This window comes from Streptomyces sp. NPDC087428 (assembly GCF_044744085.1).
Classification (GTDB): Bacteria; Actinomycetota; Actinomycetes; order Streptomycetales; family Streptomycetaceae; genus Streptomyces.
Map to the genome: position 1 here is coordinate 329,535 of NZ_JBIUXR010000003.1, position 18,558 is coordinate 348,092.

At 71.3% G+C, this 18,558-nt stretch carries 20 protein-coding genes; 9 read left to right on the plus strand and 11 right to left on the minus strand.

Annotation, left to right across the window (positions count from 1 at the left end; translation table 11 throughout):
• Positions 1–122: 122 nt before the first annotated feature.
• Positions 123–1,244, plus strand: a complete 1,122-nt coding sequence (locus ACIO3R_RS08810) for a magnesium and cobalt transport protein CorA (RefSeq protein WP_385040011.1) — start codon at positions 123–125, stop codon at positions 1,242–1,244.
• Between the two features lie 47 nt (positions 1,245–1,291).
• Positions 1,292–1,810, plus strand: a complete 519-nt coding sequence (locus ACIO3R_RS08815) for a hypothetical protein (RefSeq protein WP_402104600.1) — start codon at positions 1,292–1,294, stop codon at positions 1,808–1,810.
• 12 nt (positions 1,811–1,822) lie between these two features.
• Here the strand turns inward: ACIO3R_RS08815 and ACIO3R_RS08820 are convergent, their stop codons facing one another.
• Positions 1,823–2,593 (minus strand): hypothetical protein, encoded by a 771-nt coding sequence (locus ACIO3R_RS08820; protein WP_385040017.1) that lies wholly within the window; start codon positions 2,591–2,593, stop codon positions 1,823–1,825.
• Between the two features lie 204 nt (positions 2,594–2,797).
• Here ACIO3R_RS08820 and ACIO3R_RS08825 point away from each other — a divergent pair, with 204 nt between their 5' ends.
• From ACIO3R_RS08825 to ACIO3R_RS08835, 3 genes are read left to right on the plus strand one after another with little or no spacing between them, the layout of a single operon-like run.
• Positions 2,798–4,072 (plus strand): magnesium transporter MgtE N-terminal domain-containing protein, encoded by a 1,275-nt coding sequence (locus tag ACIO3R_RS08825; RefSeq protein ID WP_385040020.1) that lies wholly within the window; start codon positions 2,798–2,800, stop codon positions 4,070–4,072.
• Positions 4,062–4,616, plus strand: coding sequence for a DUF1003 domain-containing protein (locus tag ACIO3R_RS08830; protein WP_385350905.1), 555 nt, complete (start codon positions 4,062–4,064; stop codon positions 4,614–4,616). The genes ACIO3R_RS08825 and ACIO3R_RS08830 overlap by 11 nt, the downstream gene beginning before the upstream one ends.
• A gap of 44 nt (positions 4,617–4,660) precedes the next feature.
• Positions 4,661–5,794 carry an Mrp/NBP35 family ATP-binding protein gene (locus tag ACIO3R_RS08835; protein WP_385040026.1) on the plus strand — a complete coding sequence of 378 codons (1,134 nt, stop codon included), beginning with the start codon at positions 4,661–4,663 and terminating at the stop codon, positions 5,792–5,794.
• Positions 5,795–5,845: 51 nt separating this feature from the next.
• On the opposite strand, the gene ACIO3R_RS08840 is transcribed toward ACIO3R_RS08835, so the two are convergent.
• The 5 genes from ACIO3R_RS08840 to sigE all read right to left on the minus strand — a co-directional run bounded on the left by ACIO3R_RS08840 (position 5,846) and on the right by sigE (position 10,827).
• Positions 5,846–6,505 carry a hypothetical protein gene (locus ACIO3R_RS08840; protein ID WP_385039869.1) on the minus strand — a complete coding sequence of 220 codons (660 nt, stop codon included), beginning with the start codon at positions 6,503–6,505 and terminating at the stop codon, positions 5,846–5,848.
• 118 nt (positions 6,506–6,623) lie between these two features.
• Positions 6,624–7,100, minus strand: coding sequence for a sec-independent translocase (locus tag ACIO3R_RS08845; RefSeq protein ID WP_363031464.1), 477 nt, complete (start codon positions 7,098–7,100; stop codon positions 6,624–6,626).
• A 99-nt stretch (positions 7,101–7,199) separates the two neighbouring features.
• The gene (locus tag ACIO3R_RS08850; protein ID WP_402104606.1) at positions 7,200–8,972 is read right to left on the minus strand and encodes a trypsin-like peptidase domain-containing protein; all 1,773 of its coding nucleotides are present in this window, start codon (positions 8,970–8,972) and stop codon (positions 7,200–7,202) included.
• Between the two features lie 110 nt (positions 8,973–9,082).
• Positions 9,083–10,069, minus strand: coding sequence for a zf-HC2 domain-containing protein (locus ACIO3R_RS08855; RefSeq protein ID WP_402104609.1), 987 nt, complete (start codon positions 10,067–10,069; stop codon positions 9,083–9,085).
• Positions 10,066–10,827, minus strand: coding sequence for an RNA polymerase sigma factor SigE (gene sigE, locus ACIO3R_RS08860; RefSeq protein ID WP_363031467.1), 762 nt, complete (start codon positions 10,825–10,827; stop codon positions 10,066–10,068). Before sigE ends, ACIO3R_RS08855 begins: the two co-directional genes overlap by 4 nt.
• A gap of 181 nt (positions 10,828–11,008) precedes the next feature.
• Between sigE and ACIO3R_RS08865 the strand changes: the two genes are divergently transcribed.
• Positions 11,009–11,674: an O-methyltransferase gene (locus ACIO3R_RS08865; RefSeq protein WP_123523731.1), complete on the plus strand. Its 666-nt coding sequence runs from the start codon at positions 11,009–11,011 to the stop codon at positions 11,672–11,674.
• Positions 11,675–11,894: 220 nt separating this feature from the next.
• Here ACIO3R_RS08865 and ACIO3R_RS08870 read toward each other — a convergent pair whose 3' ends face one another.
• On the minus strand, positions 11,895–12,062 hold the full coding sequence (locus ACIO3R_RS08870; protein ID WP_003966491.1) for a DUF3117 domain-containing protein: 168 nt from the start codon (positions 12,060–12,062) through the stop codon (positions 11,895–11,897).
• A gap of 313 nt (positions 12,063–12,375) precedes the next feature.
• On the opposite strand from ACIO3R_RS08870, the gene ACIO3R_RS08875 reads away from it, so the two are divergent.
• Positions 12,376–13,179, plus strand: a complete 804-nt coding sequence (locus tag ACIO3R_RS08875; RefSeq protein WP_385039882.1) for an enoyl-CoA hydratase/isomerase family protein — start codon at positions 12,376–12,378, stop codon at positions 13,177–13,179.
• Positions 13,180–13,202: 23 nt separating this feature from the next.
• Here the strand turns inward: ACIO3R_RS08875 and ACIO3R_RS08880 are convergent, their stop codons facing one another.
• Positions 13,203–13,790, minus strand: a complete 588-nt coding sequence (locus ACIO3R_RS08880) for a DNA-3-methyladenine glycosylase I (RefSeq protein WP_385350888.1) — start codon at positions 13,788–13,790, stop codon at positions 13,203–13,205.
• The gene (locus ACIO3R_RS08885) at positions 13,787–14,236 is read right to left on the minus strand and encodes a hypothetical protein (protein ID WP_385039888.1); all 450 of its coding nucleotides are present in this window, start codon (positions 14,234–14,236) and stop codon (positions 13,787–13,789) included. Before ACIO3R_RS08885 ends, ACIO3R_RS08880 begins: the two co-directional genes overlap by 4 nt.
• A 198-nt stretch (positions 14,237–14,434) precedes the next feature.
• Here ACIO3R_RS08885 and folP point away from each other — a divergent pair, with 198 nt between their 5' ends.
• On the plus strand, positions 14,435–15,307 hold the full coding sequence (gene folP / locus ACIO3R_RS08890; protein ID WP_363031471.1) for a dihydropteroate synthase: 873 nt from the start codon (positions 14,435–14,437) through the stop codon (positions 15,305–15,307).
• Positions 15,308–15,388: 81 nt separating this feature from the next.
• Here folP and ACIO3R_RS08895 read toward each other — a convergent pair whose 3' ends face one another.
• Together ACIO3R_RS08895 and dapE are read right to left on the minus strand one after the other, a co-directional pair.
• Complete coding sequence (locus tag ACIO3R_RS08895; RefSeq protein WP_363031472.1) at positions 15,389–16,138, minus strand: TIGR00730 family Rossman fold protein; 750 nt, start codon at positions 16,136–16,138, stop codon at positions 15,389–15,391.
• A 96-nt stretch (positions 16,139–16,234) separates the two neighbouring features.
• The gene (gene dapE, locus ACIO3R_RS08900; protein WP_385039892.1) at positions 16,235–17,314 is read right to left on the minus strand and encodes a succinyl-diaminopimelate desuccinylase; all 1,080 of its coding nucleotides are present in this window, start codon (positions 17,312–17,314) and stop codon (positions 16,235–16,237) included.
• 35 nt (positions 17,315–17,349) lie between these two features.
• On the opposite strand from dapE, the gene ACIO3R_RS08905 reads away from it, so the two are divergent.
• On the plus strand, positions 17,350–18,294 hold the full coding sequence (locus tag ACIO3R_RS08905; RefSeq protein WP_385039896.1) for a hypothetical protein: 945 nt from the start codon (positions 17,350–17,352) through the stop codon (positions 18,292–18,294).
• Positions 18,295–18,558 lie beyond the last annotated feature (264 nt).

Below are 18,558 nucleotides of genomic sequence, written 5' to 3' on the forward strand. Positions count from 1 at the left end.
TGTCTGTAGCGAACGCCGTCATCGCGCCGCCGCGGTGCCGCCCGCTTTGCGGACGTGAGCCCACGTCCCCATTCCGGGCTGTTCCACGCCCTCGCCGACGGCCCTCCGTGAAGGAGCCAGCCATGTCGATGATCCGTGACCTGCGCGCCGTGGTGCGCCCGTCCCTGCGCAAGACCAACACCCTGCACAGCACGTACGACGCCACCCGTGACCCGTCCGCCTCCAGCGCGGTCGTGGACTGCGCGGTCTACCGCGACGGACGCCGCCTCGCGGAAGTGGACGGCACCTGCCGTACGCCGCACGAGGCGATGCTCCGGGTACGGGAGAACGGCGGCTTCGCCTGGATCGGCCTCCACGAGCCGACCGAGGAGGAATTCGCCGGTATCGCCCGGGAGTTCGGGCTGCACCCGCTGGCCGTCGAGGACGCCGTGCACGCCCACCAGCGGCCGAAGCTGGAGCGGTACGACGACACCCTGTTCACCGTCTTCAAGACCATCCACTACGTCGAGCACGCCGAGCTGACCGCGACCAGCGAGGTCGTGGAGACCGGTGAGGTGATGTGCTTCACCGGCCGGGACTTCGTCATCACCGTGCGGCACGGCGGCCACGGCTCGCTGCGCGCGCTGCGCCACCGGCTCCAGGACGACCCCGAACTGCTCGCCAAAGGGCCGTCGGCCGTCCTGCACTCCATCGCCGACCACGTCGTCGACGGGTACATCGCGGTGGCGGGCGCGGTGCAGGAGGACATCGACGAGGTGGAGATCGAGGTCTTCTCCACCCCGGACAAGGGCGGCCCGCGCGGTTCGGACGCGGGCCGGATCTACCAGCTGAAGCGCGAGGTGCTGGAGTTCAAGCGGGCCGTCTCACCGCTGCTGCGCCCGATGCAGCTGCTCAGCGAGCGGCCGATGCGGCTCATCGACCCGGACATCCAGAAGTACTTCCGGGACGTCGCGGACCACCTCGTCCGGGTGCAGGAAGAGGTCATCGGCTTCGACGAGCTGCTGAACTCCATCCTCCAGGCCAATCTGGCGCAGGCGACCGTCGCCCAGAACGAGGACATGCGCAAGATCACGTCCTGGGCGGCGATCATCGCCGTGCCGACGATGATCTGCGGGGTCTACGGCATGAACTTCAAGCACATGCCGGAACTGCGCTGGACGTACGGCTACCCCATGGTGCTGGGCTTCATCGGGGTGGTCTGCTTCTCCATCCACCGCATGCTCAAGCGCAACGGCTGGCTCTGACCGCGGGGGAACGGAGCCGGTCCGCACCAGGTCGTAAGCTCTGCGGCATGACTGCTGCTGACACGCTGCTCGGACCGGCCCTCGTCGAGGAGGCCACCAAGAAGTCGGGCCTGGTCTGGGTGCGCGGCACCGGACCCGCGCGGGCGCTGTGGCACGTGTGGCACGAGAGTGCGGCGCTCTTCGTCGGGGACGGCCCCGGCGAGCAGCCGCTCCCCGCCGGTCTCACGGACGGCGCCACCGCGGAGGTGACCGCCCGCAGCAAGGACAAGGGCGGCCGGCTCGTCGCCTGGACGGCCTCCGTCACCCAGCTCGCGCCGCGCTCCGAGGCGTGGGAGGCCGCGGTCGCCGAACTCAGGGGCAAGCGGCTGAACGCACCGGACGCCGAGCAGATGACCGGCCGCTGGGCGCGCGAGTGCCGGATCCTGCGGCTCACGCCCCTCGGCTCCCGCACGGACCTGCCGACGGACTCGGGGGCGGCGGCGCCGCTGCCCACCACCGCGACCACCCGGATGCCGGTACCGGCCGGGCTGCCGCACCTGCTGAAGCGCTCGCTCAGGAAGCGGTAGCCGGCCTCGGCCCTATGACGAGGACTTGGGCAGCTGCTGCCCGTAGTCGACCGTGTCGCCCTCGGCCGGGGCCTTCAGCGCGAAGTCCTTGCCCCAGTCCGCGAGCGTGATGGTGCCCCCGCCGCCGCCCCGCGCGAAGCGCAGCGGATACGGCTTGCCCTCCAGGGACACGTCGAGCGCGCCGCCCTCGCCCTTGCCGCCGGTGATCCGGATGGTGCGTACCCCGCCGACCTCGTCGCGGTCACCCTTGCCGACCTCGCCGTGGAGCGTGAGCAGCCCGCCGAGCAGCACCTTCTTGTCGGTGAATCCGCGCAGCTGCTTGTACGTGGGGTCGTCCTCTGGGACCTTCACGTACTTGGCGTCCAGCTTGTCCGCCGCCGCCCCGTCCGCGTCGCTCGCCCTGCCGGCGCCCTCCGTGCCGTGGTTCCAGAAGTCGGCGCCCGCCTTGAGGTAGAGCACGTCGCCGATCCGGAGCAGCTCGAACGTGCTCTTCCCGGACGTGACGGAGCCCGCCCCGCCCTTGTCCTTGAGCCGCATGTTCAGTTTGTACGTACCGCCCTTGCTGACCAGGGTGCCGGCCAGCCGGACCGTGCCGGAGGAGTCCGCCGCGGTCCGCGCCTTCTGCTCGATCTCCGGTGCGGCCAGTCTGCCGACGCCGTTGGTCCCCTCGTCCGGATCCTCGCCCGCGCACGCGGTCAGGGCCGCGGTCAGCCCCGCGCAGAGCACGACGGCGAGGGCGGCGGTCCGGCGGCGGGCCCGGACGGGCGGGACAAAAGAGGTCACAGGCGCACTGCCTCTCATCTTCATGGCGGGGGGTGGCAGACGGCAGCGTACCCGTGCGGCCTACGCCTATCGGCAGAGAGTCGCGCCGACAGCTCTCCGGGGCGGCCCGCAGCGGTACGGGCTAGCCTGATCCCGTCATAACGGTGCAATAAATGTCAGAACAGACCGGATGCGTAAGCAGGCGGCGAAGGAGGAGGCGCAGACATGGCAGCAGGAACGCCCCGGGTCTTCGTCTCGCACCTCTCCGGGGTGCCGGTCTTCGACCCGAACGGCGACCAGGTGGGCCGCGTCCGTGACCTGGTCGCGATGCTCCGGATCGGCGGCCGGCCGCCCCGGCTGCTCGGCATCGTCGTCGAGGTGGTGAGCCGGCGCCGGATCTTCCTCCCGATGACGCGGGTGACCGGCATCGAGTCGGGACAGGTCATCACCACCGGCGTGGTCAACATGCGGCGCTTCGAACAGCGGCCCACCGAACGCCTGGTGCTCGGCGAGTTCCTGGACCGGCGGGTCAGCCTGGTGGAGACCGGCGAGGAGGTCACCATCCTCGACGTCGCGATCCAGCAGCTGCCGGCCCGCCGCGACTGGGAGATCGACAAGTACTTCGTCCGCAAGGGCAGGGGCGGGGCGCTGCGCCGCAAGGGCGAGACCCTGACGGTCGAGTGGTCGGCGGTCAGCGGCTTCTCGCTGGAGGAGCACGGCCAGGGCGCGGAGTCGCTCGTCGCCACGTTCGAGAAGCTGCGCCCGACCGATGTGGCCAACGCGCTGCACCACCTCTCCCCGAAGCGGCGGGCGGAGGTCGCCGCCGCGCTCGACGACGACCGGCTCGCCGACGTCCTGGAGGAGCTCCCCGAGGACGACCAGGTGGAGATCATCGGCAAGCTCCAGGAGGAGCGCGCGGCGGACGTCCTGGAGGCGATGGACCCCGATGACGCGGCCGACCTGCTGTCCGAGCTGCCCGAGGCGGACAAGGAGCGGCTGCTGACGCTGATGCGCCCGGACGACGCGGCCGACGTGCGGCGCCTCATGTCGTACGAGGAGCGGACCGCGGGCGGTCTCATGACCACGGAGCCGATCATCCTGCGCCCGGACGCGACGGTGGCCGACGCACTCGCCCGGGTCCGCCAGTCGGACCTGTCCCCGGCGCTCGCCGCCCAGGTGTACGTGTGCCGGTCGCCGGACGAGACGCCCACGGGCAAGTACCTGGGCACGGTGCATTTCCAGCGGCTGCTGCGGGACCCGCCGTTCACCCTGGTCAGCTCGATCGTCGACAGCGACCTGGTGGCGCTGACACCGGGCACCCCGCTGTCGGTGGTGACCAGCTATCTGGCGGCGTACAACCTGGTCTCGGTGCCCGTGGTGGACGAGAGCGGCTCGCTGCTCGGCGCGGTGACCGTCGACGACGTGCTCGACCACCTGCTGCCCGACGACTGGCGGGAGACCGACTTCCACGGCCGCGAGGGGGTCCTCCGTGGCCGGTGAGGACCGCTCCAGGGCGTCGCACGGCTCGACGGCCCTGACCCGTACCCCCAGGACCCGGCTCGACCAGCCGAAGGACCCGAGGCGGCGGCTGCTGCCGGAGTACGACCCCGAGGCGTTCGGCCGGTTCTCGGAGCGGATCGCGCGGTTCCTGGGGACCGGTCGGTTCATCGTCTGGATGACGCTGATCATCATCCTGTGGGTGGTGTGGAACATCTTCGCGCCGGAGAAGCTCCGGTTCGACGAGTACCCGTTCATCTTCCTGACCCTGATGCTCTCCCTCCAGGCCTCGTACGCGGCCCCGCTGATCCTGCTCGCGCAGAACCGGCAGGACGACCGCGACCGGGTCACCCACGAGCAGGACCGCGCCCAGAACGAGCGCTCCATCGCCGACACCGAGTACCTGACCAGGGAGATCGCGGCACTGCGGATGGGCCTCGGGGAGGTCGCCACCCGCGACTGGATCCGCTCCGAACTGGAGGACCTGGTGAGGGACCTGGACGACCGCAGGGCGCTGTCCGGGGCCGAGAGTGACGAAGACCGCTGACGGGGCCACCCGCGCGTAGTGCCGAGCGCCGTAACATCGTCTGTATGGCTACGGAAGACGCGGTGCTTGAGGCACTGGCGACAGTGAACGACCCGGAGATCCACCGCCCGATCACCGAGCTGGGCATGGTGAAATCGGTCGAGATCGATCCTGACGGTGTGGTCGCTGTCACGGTGTATCTCACCGTTTCCGGCTGTCCGATGCGCGAGACGATCACCAAGAACGTGACCGACGCGGTGGCCCGCGTCGAAGGGGTGTCACGGGTAGAGGTCACGCTCGACGTGATGAGCGACGAGCAGCGCAAGGACCTGGCGTCGTCGCTGCGCGGCGGCACGGCGGAGCGCGAGGTGCCGTTCGCCCAGCCCGGCTCGCTGACCCGGGTGTACGCGGTCGCCTCCGGCAAGGGCGGCGTCGGCAAGTCGTCGGTGACCGTGAACCTGGCGGCCGCCATGGCCGCCGACGGCCTCAAGGTCGGCGTCGTGGACGCGGACATCTACGGGCACAGCGTGCCCCGGATGCTCGGCGCGGACGGCAAGCCGACCCAGGTCGAGAACATGATCATGCCGCCGTCCGCGCACGGCGTGAAGGTCATTTCCATCGGCATGTTCACCCCGGGCAACGCCCCCGTGGTGTGGCGCGGGCCGATGCTGCACCGCGCGCTCCAGCAGTTCCTCGCCGATGTGTACTGGGGCGACCTGGACGTCCTGCTGCTCGACCTGCCGCCGGGCACCGGTGACATCGCGATCTCCGTGGCCCAGCTGGTGCCGAACGCGGAGATCCTGGTCGTCACGACCCCGCAGCAGGCCGCGGCCGAGGTGGCCGAGCGGGCGGGCTCGATCGCCGTCCAGACCCATCAGAAGATCGTCGGCGTCGTCGAGAACATGTCGGGCATGCCGTGCCCGCACTGCGACGAGATGGTCGACGTGTTCGGCTCGGGCGGCGGCGCCCGGGTCGCCGAGGGACTGACGAGGACGGTCGGCGCCGAGGTGCCGGTGCTCGGCTCCATCCCGATCGACCTGCGGCTGCGCGAGGGCGGCGACGAGGGCAAGCCGGTCGTCCTGTCCGACCCGGACTCCCCGGCGGGCAAGGCCCTGCGCTCCATCGCGGAGAAGCTGAGCGGCCGTCAGCGCGGCCTGTCGGGCATGTCCCTGGGAATCACCCCGCGCAACAAGTTCTGACCGCGGCCGGAACGCGGCGGGCCGGGGGCGAAGCCCACGGCCCGCCCACGGCTACGCGTACGACGTGATGTCCCCGATTGCCGAGAACCCCAGCCCGTACGCGCTCATGCCGCGCCCGTACGCCCCGATGTGCACCCCGCCGTGCGCCGACCCGGCCAGCACCCAGCCGAACTCGGACTCGCGGTAGTGGAAGGCCACCGGCACGCCGTCGACCGGCAGTGACAGCGCCGACCACGCGGGGCCGTCCAGATCGTCGGCCAGCTCGAAGGCCGTCTCCGTCTGCTGGTCCAGCCAGTCGTCCCGCAGCGTGTGGTCCATCTGCGCGGGCCAGGTGTAGGCCAGCAGGCCCGAGCCGGCCAGCCAGGCCGCGGAGGAGACCGTCGTCGCGTCCAGGACGCCCGTGCCGTCGCCGCTGCGCCGCACGGGGCTGCTGGCCACGGTCACGACGACCGCGAATCTCTGTCTGTCCTCGCCCGCGTCACTGCGGACCGAGGGCTCGTCACCGTGGCCGGTGGAGCCGTGCTGCACCGTGCCGTCCGCGGCGGTGCCCACCTGCATCAGCCAGCGCGGCCCGGTGAAGGCCTCGTCAAGTCCGTACCAGGGGAACGGCGCCCGCAGATAGCCGTCGACCGTGAGCCGGGCCGTCGGCACCCCCTCCGCCGTGCCTGCGTCCGGCGCACCATCCGCGCCCACCCGACTCGTTGTCTCCATCTGTCCGGCCGCCTCCTCGATCCGTAGGGTCCGGAGCGGCCCGCCCCCCTCGGGCGTCCTCACAACCGGACAGATGGAGAATAGCCATACCGTCCGGACGAGTCGGGATTGACGGGTGTCAGGTGGCGTCTGCGTCGAACGGCGGGTGGTCGTCCTTCGCGGGCTGTTCACGCTTCTTGAGCAGGTCGGGAGCGCCCGCGGAGCCGTTCGCCGCGGTGATCGCGGAACCGCCCGACACGCCGCTCTTCGCCTCCACCGACGAGGTCTCGCGGCCATTGACCGCATCGGTGACCTCGGCGACCTCCTTGCGCAGGTCGAAGCTCTCCCGGATCTCCTTCAGCCCCAGATCGTCGTTGCCGTCCATGAGCTGCTTGCGGACGAACGTCTTGGGGTTGAGGTCCTCGAAATCGAAGTCCTTGAACTCCGGGCCGAGCTCCGTGCGGATGTCCTCCTTGGCGCTCTCCGAGAACTCACGGATCTTGCGGATGAAGCGCGAGGCGTCCTGGATGACCTTGGGCAGCTTCTCCGGACCGAAGACGAGCACGCCAATGATCACGAGCGTCAGCAGCTCGAGTGGGCCTATGTCATTGAACACCTTGCGGCTCCTCGTGTTCTCCGCGACCAGGTCGGATGAGGTCTCGACCGGGCCCACGGTACCCGCCGGGGCTGTCCGCGCGGTAGCTTCCCGTGGCCGTCACGTGCCCGTTGCCGAGCCGAGCGTCAAAGTCATGGACAGGTCTTTACCACCACGGGTCAGCCTGAGGTCCAGCCGGTCACCCGGCCGGTGCGCGCGGATCTTCACGATCAGCTCCTCGCCGCTGTGCACCCGCTGCCCGTCCACCTCGGTGATGACGTCACCGGGCTCGATCCCGGCCTTGGCACCGGGACCGTCCGGCGTGACGGAGGACTTGCCGACGGCGTCCTTCTGCCCGACCTTCGCTCCGTCACCCGTGTACTTCATGTCGAGCGTGACGCCGATCACCGGGTGAGTGGCCTTCCCGGTGTTGATCAGCTCCTCTGCGACGCGCTTGCCCTGGTTGATCGGGATGGCGAAGCCGAGGCCTATGGAACCGGCCTGGCCGCCCCCGGTGGTCGAGCCGCTGTCCGCGGCGCGGATGGCGCTGTTGATCCCGATGACGTGTGCGTCGGTGTCGACCAGCGGGCCGCCGGAGTTGCCCGGGTTGATCGGGGCGTCGGTCTGCAGCGCGTCGACGTAACTGACGTCACTGCCGTCGCCCTTCTCGCCGCCCGCGGTGATCGGCCGGTCCTTGGCGCTGATGATGCCGGAGGTGACCGTGTTGGACAGGTCGAACGGCGCCCCGATGGCCACCACCGGATCGCCGACCTGCACGTTGTCGGAGTTGCCGAGGGGCAGCGGCTTGAGTCCCGAGACGCCGCTGACCTTGACCACGGCCAGGTCGTAGCCGCTGTCCTTGCCGACGACCTCGGCGCTCGCCGTCTCGCCGCCGCTGAACGTCACGGTGATGTCGCCGGACGAACCGGCGGGGGCGACGACGTGGTTGTTGGTGAGGATGTGCCCCTTGTTGTCGAGGACGAAGCCCGTGCCGGTGCCGGATTCGCTGCTGCCGCTGACGTGGAGGGTGACCACGCTGGGCAGCGCGCTGGCCGCGATACCGGCGACGCTGTCGGGAGCCCGGCCGCCGCCGTTCCGTTCGTCCTGGGGCAGTTCGACCTGGGTGAGGCCGCCGTTGCGCTCTATGTACGCGCCGATCCCGCCGCCGATGCCGCCCGCTACCAGCGCGAGGAGCAGCGCGCCGACGAGGACGGACCCGCGCCGGTTCCCCGGCCGGCCGGCGTCGGAGCCGAGCGGGGGGCCGGGGTTGGTGATCAGGGGCTGCCGGGGTGCGCCCCAGGGGTCGTACTGGAGCCACTGCGGCGACGGGGGCTGGGACTGGTGGGACTGGGACTGGTGGGGCTGGGACTGGTGGGGCTGGGACTGGTGGGGCTGGGACTGCGGCTGCGGCTGGGCGTGTTGGGGCTGCTGCTGGTGGGGCTGCTGCCTGTCCTGGGGCTGCTGTGGCAGGGGGGCCGGGGGCGGGAAGGCGGCCGGCGGGGCGGGGGGCGGCGCGGAGGCCGTCGTGATGCCCGCACCGTTCGTCCCCGCGCCGTTCGTCCCCGCGTGGGGCGGCGGTACGGGGGTGCCGTGCGCCGGTGTCGGGACCGGATGCTGCACGGGGGGCGCGGGTGCCCAGGGACCGGGGCCGCCGTAGGGCGGGGTGCTGTACTGATCGGGCTCGTGGAGCGGCTGCGGGGCCCGCGGCACGGCCTCGGCCGCCACGGACTCCTCCGGCTCCGGTTCCGCCCCGTCACGCGCTGCGGGCGCGTCCACCAGGGGCACCGCGTCCTCGACGGGCGACGGCTCCTGAGGCGCTGTGCTCGCACTGCGCCCCGCCGTGGGCCGGCTCCACCACTTCGCCTTCGGCTCGGTGGGCTTCCCGTCGTCCATGCTCTCCCCGCAACTGCCGCAACTGGCCTCTGCACGCCCCGCAGGGGGCGTCCCTCCCGGAATCCTGTCGGAATTCAACCAGGTTTACGTATGCCCTGCGCGGACCCGCGTCAGCGACGAGGGAGGAGCGGCAGTCCGTGGTTGGCGGGAACCGGCAGTCCGGCGGCCGACGTGGGGGTCCGGGACGGCTCCGGGGAAGCCGTGGAAAGTCCGCTGCCGAGGGCCTGGGCGAACAGCGGGCTGGTGCTGCCGGGACGTATCAGCGAAGGCGCGGACACATTGGTCTGGACGGGAAGCGCGTACCGGCTTCCGGTGAGGCTGCCGGCGCCGAGCAGGGGGGACGCGGAGGAGAACGCCAACGGCGCGGCGTTCATGGCGAGGGACACCGGGCGGTCGCCGATACCAGGCGCCGCGAGCGCGCCGTGGCCACCACTTCGCCGGCTGACGCCGACGCCGCTCTCCGCACGCGCGTCGGCGTCCAGCGGTGTCACGCTGCTGCCCGAGCCGTCGGCTCGGGCCGGGGAATCGGGGCCGGCGTCCGTCGGGAGGGCACCGCCCAGGGCGATGGCGGCCAGGGAGACGGCACTGGCGGCGGCGAACGCGAACCTGCGGCCCCGCCACGGCGAACGGTCGGCCTCGCGGCTGACCTCGTGAATCCGGAACGCGGGCCGGGCCGGGCCGACCGGAAGGGCCGCCGCCGAACCGTGCACGGTCGGGAGGTAGCCGAAGCCGTCCAGCGCAGAGCCGCCGACGGGCGAATCCGCCCGGCTGCCGGGAGGCTGCATCACGGGGAAGATCCCGTCACCGAAACGGCCTGAGCCGCCGAGCGGTCTTCCCTGACTGTCGTCGTCACCACCCGGGCCGCCGGGAAGGCCCTGCAAGCGGGCAAGGAAGCCCTCGGAGGGAGAGGGCGGGGCCGACTGGGCGAAGACACTCTTCAGGCGCCGCTGGGCGGCAGCCTCGGCCTTGCACTTGGCACAGGTCGCGAGGTGGGCGAGCACCCGGTCACGGGCGTCGTGTTTGAGCTCACCGTCGACAAGCGCGGCGAGCCGGTCCCCCAGGTGCTGTTCCGCGGAGGTCGGTCCTGTGCCACTCACGACGCTCCGCCCTCCCCTGCCGCGAGGACACCCGTCAGCGAGCGCTGCTCGGCACGGGCCTCGGGCGAACGGTGCTGCAGCGCCTTGCGCAGGTGCGAGCGCCCGCGGTGGATACGGCTGCGCACGGTGCCGAGCTTCACGCCGAGTGTCGCGGCGATCTCCTCGTACGAGAGTCCCTCGATGTCACAGAGCACGACCGCCGCCCGGAATTCGGGCGCGAGGGTGTCCAGCGCCTGCTGGACGTCCGCGTCGAAGTGCGTGTCATTGAAAACCTGCTGCGGCGACGGCTCGCGGCTCGGGAGGCGCTCGGCCGCGTCGTCGCCCAGGGAGTCGAAACGGATCCGCTGCTTACGACGGACCATGTCCAGGAACAGGTTGGTCGTGATGCGGTGCAGCCAGCCCTCGAAGGTGCCGGGCGTATAGGTCGACAACGAACGGAAGACCCGGACGAAGACCTCCTGGGTGAGGTCCTCGGCGTCGTGCTGGTTTCCCGTCAGTCGGTAGGCAAGGCGGTAGACACGACCGCTGTGCGTGCTGACGATCTCTTCCCATGAGGGCGGCGTCCACGCCTGGGAATGCGCATCCGAGGCGAAGGTCGCAGTCGTTGCGGAGTCGTTGGAAGAACGGTCAGCGGTGTTGGTCACGGATTTCGGCTCACCCGCCGACCTGAGAAAGCGCCACAGCACTCCTCCCCGATCCACAGGCGCAGCCGCACCTCCCCTGTCGGCTCTGGTGGTGTCCAGTGGAGCCCCTACCATAGCCACCTCGCCCGTTAGCTCCGGATAAGCCTTTTTCCTGCTGGGGCCGGGGACAGCCCCGGGAACCGCCTGTCCATGATCCCGGGCCCGATCCGCGGGCCCGATCCATGGGCTTTCCCCTGTCCTCTCATAACGCCCGGTCCCATCTGCGGGTTCCCGGGTGCAGCGGATACAGTCACCGTTGCGCCAACTACGGGGACAGGAGAGGGCCATCACAGCCAACCGGCAGACGAGCTGGGCGTTCGCCGACGCCTTTGTCGCCGAGGACGAAGCACTGCGCTGGGCCCGGGACCGGGCTCGGGACGCAGGACTCCGCTCGGTGTCACCAGGCACCGGCGCAGCGCTGCGCCTGCTCGCTGCCACGACGGACGCCAAGGCGGTCGCCGAAATCGGCACAGGTACGGGCGTGTCCGGCATCTATCTGCTGCACGGCATGCGGCCCGACGGCGTGCTGACCACGGTCGACCCGGAACCCGAGCGCCAGCAGTTCGCCCGTGAGGCCTTCCGGGCGGCCGGCTTCGCCGCCAACCGGGCCCGCTTCATCCCCGGCCGCGCCCTGGACGTACTGCCCCGGCTGGCGGACGGCGGATACGACCTCGTCTTCTGCGACGGCGACCGGATGGAGAGCCTCGACTGCCTCGCCGAATCGTTGCGCCTGCTGCGTCCGGGCGGCCTTGTGTGCTTCGAGGGCGTCTTCGCGGACGGCCGTACGGTCGACTCCGCGCCCCAGCCCGCGGAGGTGCTGCGCCTGCGCGAGCTGCTGCGCGCGGTCCGTGAGAGCCAGGAGCTGATGGCGACGCTGCTGCCGGTGGGCGACGGTCTGCTCTGCGCGGTGCGGCGGGGCTGACCCGCCTCCCCGGCCGTCACGCACTTTCCCACGCATCACGTGTCACGTGTCACGTGTCACGTGTCACGTGTCACGTGTCACGCACTACGTGTCGCTTGTCACTTGTCGCTCGTCGCTCGTCGCTCGTCACCGAACCCTGTTCCCAGGACCTGTCACCGAACGCACTGCTGCCCGGCACGGAATCCGTGCCGGGCAGTAGCGAAGTGTGGGCGCCTCTGCGTCAGCCGACGACCTTCTTGAGGGCATCGCCCAGCGCATCGGCCTCGTCCGGAGTCAGCTCCACGACAAGCCGACCGCCGCCTTCGAGCGGAACGCGCATGACGATGCCCCGCCCCTCCTTTGTCACCTCGAGCGGGCCGTCGCCCGTCCGCGGCTTCATGGCCGCCATGCTCGTTCCCCTTCCTGAAACCAGCTCATCGCAACCGGCGGCCCCATGACAGGCGCTGCCTCACCGGCATCGAACACATTGCTTCCAGGCCATTATCCCGCATCAGAGACCCCGATGACCAACATCGCTCTGCATCGCTTGCGCAACGCGCTCGCTCAAAACCACCCAATTCGGCGAACCGACTGCGATACTCCGTCCCCCATACCCCTCCATCGGGGCGGAATTGTTAGACGCAGGTCACATGTTCGCCTTCGCCGAAGTCGGCCATGCTTGCCTCGACAGACTTTGGACGAGGCGCAAAAGGGGACCCCACATGGCCGACGCCGTGCTCTGCGAAGTGAGCGACGGGCTCGCAACGATCACGATCAACCGTCCCGACGCGATGAACGCGATGAACACCGCGACCAAGGTGGCGCTGCGTGACGCCCTGACGTCGGCCGCCGCCGATCCCGCCGTGCGGGCGGTGCTGCTCACCGCGGCCGGCGGACGCGCCTTCTGTGTCGGCCAGGACCTCAAGGAGCACGTCGCCAAGCTGGCGGAAGCCCGTGAGCAGGACGGCGGCAACGCGCTCAGCACCGTGCAGGAGCACTACAACCCCATCGTGCGGGCCATCACCGGGATGCCGAAGCCCGTTGTCGCCGGGATCAACGGGGTCGCGGCCGGCGCCGGGTTCGGGTTCGCCCTGGCCTGCGACTACCGGGTGGCCGCCGACACCGCGTCGTTCAACACCTCGTTCGCCGGGGTCGCGCTCACGGCCGACTCGGGCGTCTCCTGGACGCTGCCCCGGCTGATCGGCCAGAGCCGCGCCGCGGACCTGCTGCTCTTCCCGCGCTCGATCTCCGCGGCGGACGCCCACGACCTGGGGATCGTGAACAAACTGGTACCCGGCGCCGATCTCGCCGCCGAGGCCGCCGCGGTGGCCCGCGCCCTGGCGGACGGCCCGACGGTGGCCTACGCGGCGCTCAAGGAGTCCCTCGCGTACGGGGCCGGTCGCACCCTCGAAGAGGCGCTGGAGAAGGAGGACGAACTCCAGACGCGGGCGGGCGCGTCGCAGGATCACGCGATCGCGGTGCAGGCCTTCCTCGACAAGGAGCGGCCCAAGTACCTGGGGCGTTAGGGCCTGTCCCGGACGCCGCGGCCCTACGCCTCGGTGCCGCGTGCCACGCAGTCGGCGAGATGGTCGTCGACCAGCCCGCACGCCTGCATCAGGGCGTAGGCGGTGGTGGGGCCGATGAAGCGCAGTCCGCGCTTCTTGAGGTCCTTGGACAGCGCCGTGGACTCCGCGGTCACCGCCGGCACGTCCCCGAGGGTGCGGGGGGCGGGCCGGGTGGCCGGGTCCGGGGCGTACGACCAGATCAGCTCGTCCAGCTCACCGCTCCGCCAGCCGGCCAGCACCTTGGCGTTGGCCAGGGTGGCGTCGATCTTCGCGCGGTTGCGGATGATGCCCGCGTCGGCGAGCAGCCGCTCCCGGTCCGCGTCGGTGAACTTCGCCACAGCGGGGATGCTGAACCCGGCGAACGCCCCGCGGAATCCTTCCCGGCGGCGCAGGATCGTCAGCCAGGACAGCCCGGACTGGAACGCCTCCAGGCACAGCCGCTCGAAGAGGGCGTCGTCGCCGTGGACCGGGCGGCCCCATTCCGTGTCGTGATAGGCGAGGTAGTCCTCGGTGGACAGGCCCCACGGGCAGCGCAGGCCGCCGTCCGCCGCGGCTTCGGCGCCGCCGCTCATCGCCCGTCCTCCTCGTCCGGCCGGGGCGTGCTCCCCGGCGACTGCTGCTCCTGCGCCCCCTGCCACGGCGCTGCCTGCCAGGGGCCCTCCCAGGGCGCCTGAGGCCGGTCCTGGGGCTCCTTGAGGAGGTCGGGGCGGCCCGCCCTGGTGGCCTGTGCGCCGGCGAGCGCCGACTCCAGCTCGGCGATCCGCGCGTCCCGCTCGGCGAGTTCGGCCCCGAGCCGGCCCAGCGCCTCGTCGACATCCGTCATCCGGTAGCCGCGGGCGGTGACGGGCAGCCGGAGCGCCTCGACATCCGCGCGGCCGACCGGGCGCGTCGCGGGCAGCGGATCCGTCAGCTGCTCGGGCGCCACGTCCTGAAGGATGGCGCTCCTCCCTCCGCCGACCACCACGAGGGTGACCGCGGCAACCACCACCACCATCGCGAGCAGCAAGAACCAGAACACGCGCATCTCCCCGGGAGCGGAATTTCGTCCGGGTCCGATCGTGCCATGCGGCACTGACAGCGAGTGCCTCACCCGGCGAGGTTCGCCCCGTGGTGCGTGCCGGACGGCACGAGGGCAGACCGTGCCGGGTGAGGCACTAGGGTCGCAGTCGGACTCGGCAGGTGATCTGCCGCGGGGACGCACAGGGAGAGACACGGGATGCGAAGCGGTGCGCTCAGGCTGGGGCGGCGCGAGTTCGGTGCGCACGAGCCGGTGATCATGGCGATCGTGAACCGCACCCCGGACTCCTTCTACGACCAGGGCGCGACCTTCCGTGACGAGCCGGCGCTGTCCCGCGTCGAACAGGCGGTGGCGGACGGTGCCGCGATCATCGACATCGGCGGGGTGAAGGCGGGGCCCGGTGAAGAGGTCACCGCCGAGGAGGAGGCCCGCCGGACCGTCGGCTTCGTCGCCGAGGTGCGCCGGCGCCACCCGGACGTGGTGATCAGCGTCGACACCTGGCGCCACGACGTCGGCGAGGCGGTCTGCGAGGCCGGCGCCGACCTGCTGAACGACGCGTGGGGCGGCGTCGACCCGAAGCTCGCGGAGGTAGCGGCGCGGTACGGGGCGGGACTGGTGTGCACGCACGCGGGCGGCGCGGAGCCGCGGACCCGGCCGCACCGGATCGGGTACGAGGACGTGATGGCCGACATCCTGCGGGTGACCGTGGGGCTGGCCGAGCGGGCCGTCGGACTCGGGGTCCGGCCGGACGGCATCATGATCGACCCGGGTCACGACTTCGGGAAGAACACCCGCCACTCGCTGGAGGCGACGCGCCGGCTCGGTGAGATGGCGGAGACGGGCTGGCCGGTGCTGGTCTCGCTGTCCAACAAGGACTTCGTGGGCGAGACGCTCGACCGCCCGGTGAAGGAACGGCTGATCGGCACGTTGGCGACGACCGCCGTGTCCGCGTGGCTGGGGGCGCGGGTGTACCGGGTGCACGAGGTGGCGGAGACGCGGGACGTCCTGGACATGGTGGCGACCATCGCCGGGCACCGGGCACCGGCCGTGGCGCGGCGCGGGCTGGCGTAACCGGGGACGGGGCGCGGGACTCCCCCGGCGCGCGGGTTCCCCGCCCCGGCCCCTCGTCTCAGTCTCCGGCGAGGCCGCTGTTCAGCGGCCGACCTCCTTGGTCACCAGGGCCACGGCCTCGTCCACGTCGTCCGTGACGTGGAACAGCAGCAGGTCCTTCGCGGACGCCTTGCCCTGCGCGATCACCGTGTCCCGCAGCCAGTCGACCAGGCCGCCCCAGTACGCCGTGCCGAACAGCACGATCGGGAAGCGGGTGACCTTCCCCGTCTGGACGAGGGTGAGCGCCTCGAAGAGCTCGTCCAGCGTTCCGAGTCCGCCGGGCAGTACGACGAAGCCCTGCGCGTACTTCACGAACATCGTCTTGCGCACGAAGAAGTAGCGGAAGTTGACGCCGATGTCGACGTGCGGGTTGAGGCCGGACTCGAAGGGCAGCTCGATGCCCAGGCCGACCGAGACCCCCTTGGCCTCCCGCGCCCCCTTGTTCGCCGCCTCCATCGCTCCGGGTCCGCCCCCGGTGATCACCGCGAAGCCCGCCTCGACCAGCGCCCTGCCCAGCTGCACGCCCGCCTCGTACTCCGGTGCGTCGGCCGGTGTGCGGGCCGAGCCGAAGACGCTGATGGCGCTCGGCAGCTCGGCCAGTGCGCCGAACCCCTCGACGAACTCCGACTGGATGCGCATCACCCGCCACGGGTCGGTGTGCACCCACTCCGAGTCACCCTCGGAGTCCAGCAGCCGCTGATCGGTGGTGCCGGGCTGCACCTGCTCCCTGCGGCGCAGCACCGGGCCGAGTCGCTGTTCCTCGGGAATCCGTTCTCCCTCGGGGTTGCCCATGACCTGCTCCCTCCGACGACGTCAGAGCCGCCCTGCGGCGCCCTGTCTCAGGCCAGCGTAGATCGCCGGAGGTTACGGGCAGGGGAATGCCGGAGGTCAGGTCGTGAGCCAGGAGCGGAGCCGCTCCTCGCAGTGGGTGATCCGCTCGACCGCCACGTGCTCGTTGCGCTTGTGGGCGAGGATCGGATCGCCGGGGCCGTAGTTCACCGCGGGGACGCCGAGCGAGCCGAAGCGCGACACGTCCGTCCAGCCGAACTTGGGCCGGGCGGTGCCGCCGACCGCGTCCATGAACGCCTTGGCCGCCGGGTGGGAGAGGCCGGGCATGGCCGCGCCGGAGTGGTCGTCGACGGTGAATTCGGCGACGCCGCAGCCGGCGAAGACCTCGTGGACGTGGGCCAGGGCCTCGTCGGGGCCGAGGTCGGGGGCGTAGCGGTAGTTGACGACGACGGTGCAGGCGTCGGGGATGACGTTGTTGGCGACGCCGCCCTCGATCCGTACGGCGTTGAGGCCCTCGTGGAACTCGAGTCCGTCGATCACCGGCTTGCGCGGCTCGTACGTGGCGAGCCGGGCGAGGATCGGGGCGGCGCCGTGGACGGCGTTGGCCCCCATCCAGCTGCGCGCGGAGTGGGCCCGCTCGCCCTCCGTACGGAGGAGGACGCGCAGCGTGCCCTGGCAGCCGCCCTCGACCTCACCGTTGGAGCCCTCCAGGAGGACGGCGAAGTCGGCCGCCAGCCAGTCGGGGTGGGCCTCTGCGATGTGTCCGAGGCCGTTGAGGTGCGCGGCGACCTCTTCGTTGTCGTAGAAGACGAACGTGAGGTCGCGGTTGGGCTCGGGGACCGTCGCGGCGATCCTCAGCTGGACGGCGACGCCCGACTTCATGTCGGAGGTCCCGCAGCCCCACAGCAGTCCGTCGGCGTCGAGCCGGGACGGGACGTTGTCGGCGATCGGCACGGTGTCGATGTGCCCGGCGAGCACGACGCGCTCGGCGCGGCCGAGGTTCGTCCTGGCGACGACGTTGTTGCCGTGCCGGTCGACGGTCAGGTGCGGGAGGGTGCGCAGCGCCGTTTCGACGGCGTCCGCGAGGTCCTTCTCCTCCCCGCTGACCGAAGGGAAGTCGACGAGCCGGGCGGTGAGCGCGGGTCCGTCCAGTGTGAGGTCAAGGGTGCTTTCGGCCATGGCTACGACCCTAGTGCCTCGCGTACGGTGGCCCCGTGCCCCGGACCGAATCCTCCGCCCGCCGACACACCGGCCGCAGCCGCCGCCTGCGCGTCGCGGCCGCCTTCGGCGTGCTCGTGGCCCTGGGCGGATATCTGACCGCTCAGTACCTGTCGGGCGACAGGAGCTCCGACCAGTGCACCGTGCGCTCCGCGGACGGTTCGTCCGGTGAGGGGCGCACCTACCTGCTGAGTCCGGAGCAGGCGGCGAACGCCGCGACGATCTCGGCCGTCGGCACGACGCGCGGGATGCCGGAGCGCGCGGTGACCATCGCGCTGGCGACCGCTCTCCAGGAGTCCGGACTGCGCAACCTCGACCACGGCGACCGGGACTCCCTGGGCCTGTTCCAGCAGCGTCCTTCGCAGGGCTGGGGCACCGGGAAGCAGATCCTGGACCCGGTGTACTCGGCCGGGAAGTTCTACCAGCACCTGGCCGAGGTGCCCGGCTACTCGCGGCTGCCGCTGACCGTGGCCGCGCAGCGCGTGCAGCGCAGCGGTTTCCCGCAGGCGTACGCGAAGCACGAGCCGGACGCCGCACTCCTGGCGGCCGTGCTGACCGGCCGGACGCCGGCCGCGCTGAACTGTTCGCCGCCGCGGTCCACGGCCGGGACCGGCGATGTCTCGAAGGTCCGGGCCGCGCTGACCCGTTCCTTCGGCAAGGACGCGCTGCCGGCGGTGGACGCGGCGGAGAACCGGACCCCGACGGCGGGCGCGACGGCTCAGGGCTCGCTCTCCGTGCCGGTGCCTTCGGGGGGCGCGTCCGGGGAGGGCGGCGCTCCGCAGCACGGCTGGGAGCTCGCGCACTGGGCGGTCGCGCAGTCCGAGGTGCTGGGCATCGACGAGGTCGCGTACGCGGGCCGGGTGTGGGGCGCCGCATCGGGCTGGCGGACGGAAAGCGAGAAATCGGGCACAACAGAGGTCCGTATGCGCTTCGTGCGTTAGTGCGGCCGGTCCCCCGTACAGGGGGTCCGGGCATTCTCCGGGCGGCCCCCGCACAGGGGTTCGCGCGGCACCTTCGGAATGACGCAATTCCCTTGCGGACAAAGGGAAGTGACGGTTCATCGAGTCATTGGGAAATGCGATGTCCGTCCGGGTTCCTCCGTTGCGGATTATCTGACGCATTACCGACTCTTTACGTCGCTTCACCGCAACCTCCCCCGCCCCCACGACGGTTGTCATGGCGTCCGGCCCACGGACAGACAGATT

Coding starts and splice junctions, on each gene's coding strand:
- ACIO3R_RS08875 (WP_385039882.1), top strand. CDS start 12,376: ATGGCCGACGCCGTGCTCTGCGAAGTGAGCGACGGGCTCGCAACGATC.
- ACIO3R_RS08850 (WP_402104606.1), bottom strand. CDS start 8,972: ATGGACGACGGGAAGCCCACCGAGCCGAAGGCGAAGTGGTGGAGCCGG.
- ACIO3R_RS08815 (WP_402104600.1), top strand. CDS start 1,292: ATGACTGCTGCTGACACGCTGCTCGGACCGGCCCTCGTCGAGGAGGCC.
- ACIO3R_RS08880 (WP_385350888.1), bottom strand. CDS start 13,790: ATGAGCGGCGGCGCCGAAGCCGCGGCGGACGGCGGCCTGCGCTGCCCG.
- ACIO3R_RS08870 (WP_003966491.1), bottom strand. CDS start 12,062: ATGGCGGCCATGAAGCCGCGGACGGGCGACGGCCCGCTCGAGGTGACA.
- ACIO3R_RS08835 (WP_385040026.1), top strand. CDS start 4,661: ATGGCTACGGAAGACGCGGTGCTTGAGGCACTGGCGACAGTGAACGAC.
- folP (WP_363031471.1), top strand. CDS start 14,435: ATGCGAAGCGGTGCGCTCAGGCTGGGGCGGCGCGAGTTCGGTGCGCAC.
- ACIO3R_RS08825 (WP_385040020.1), top strand. CDS start 2,798: ATGGCAGCAGGAACGCCCCGGGTCTTCGTCTCGCACCTCTCCGGGGTG.
- ACIO3R_RS08895 (WP_363031472.1), bottom strand. CDS start 16,138: ATGGGCAACCCCGAGGGAGAACGGATTCCCGAGGAACAGCGACTCGGC.
- ACIO3R_RS08840 (WP_385039869.1), bottom strand. CDS start 6,505: ATGGAGACAACGAGTCGGGTGGGCGCGGATGGTGCGCCGGACGCAGGC.
- dapE (WP_385039892.1), bottom strand. CDS start 17,314: ATGGCCGAAAGCACCCTTGACCTCACACTGGACGGACCCGCGCTCACC.
- ACIO3R_RS08810 (WP_385040011.1), top strand. CDS start 123: ATGTCGATGATCCGTGACCTGCGCGCCGTGGTGCGCCCGTCCCTGCGC.
- sigE (WP_363031467.1), bottom strand. CDS start 10,827: ATGGTAGGGGCTCCACTGGACACCACCAGAGCCGACAGGGGAGGTGCG.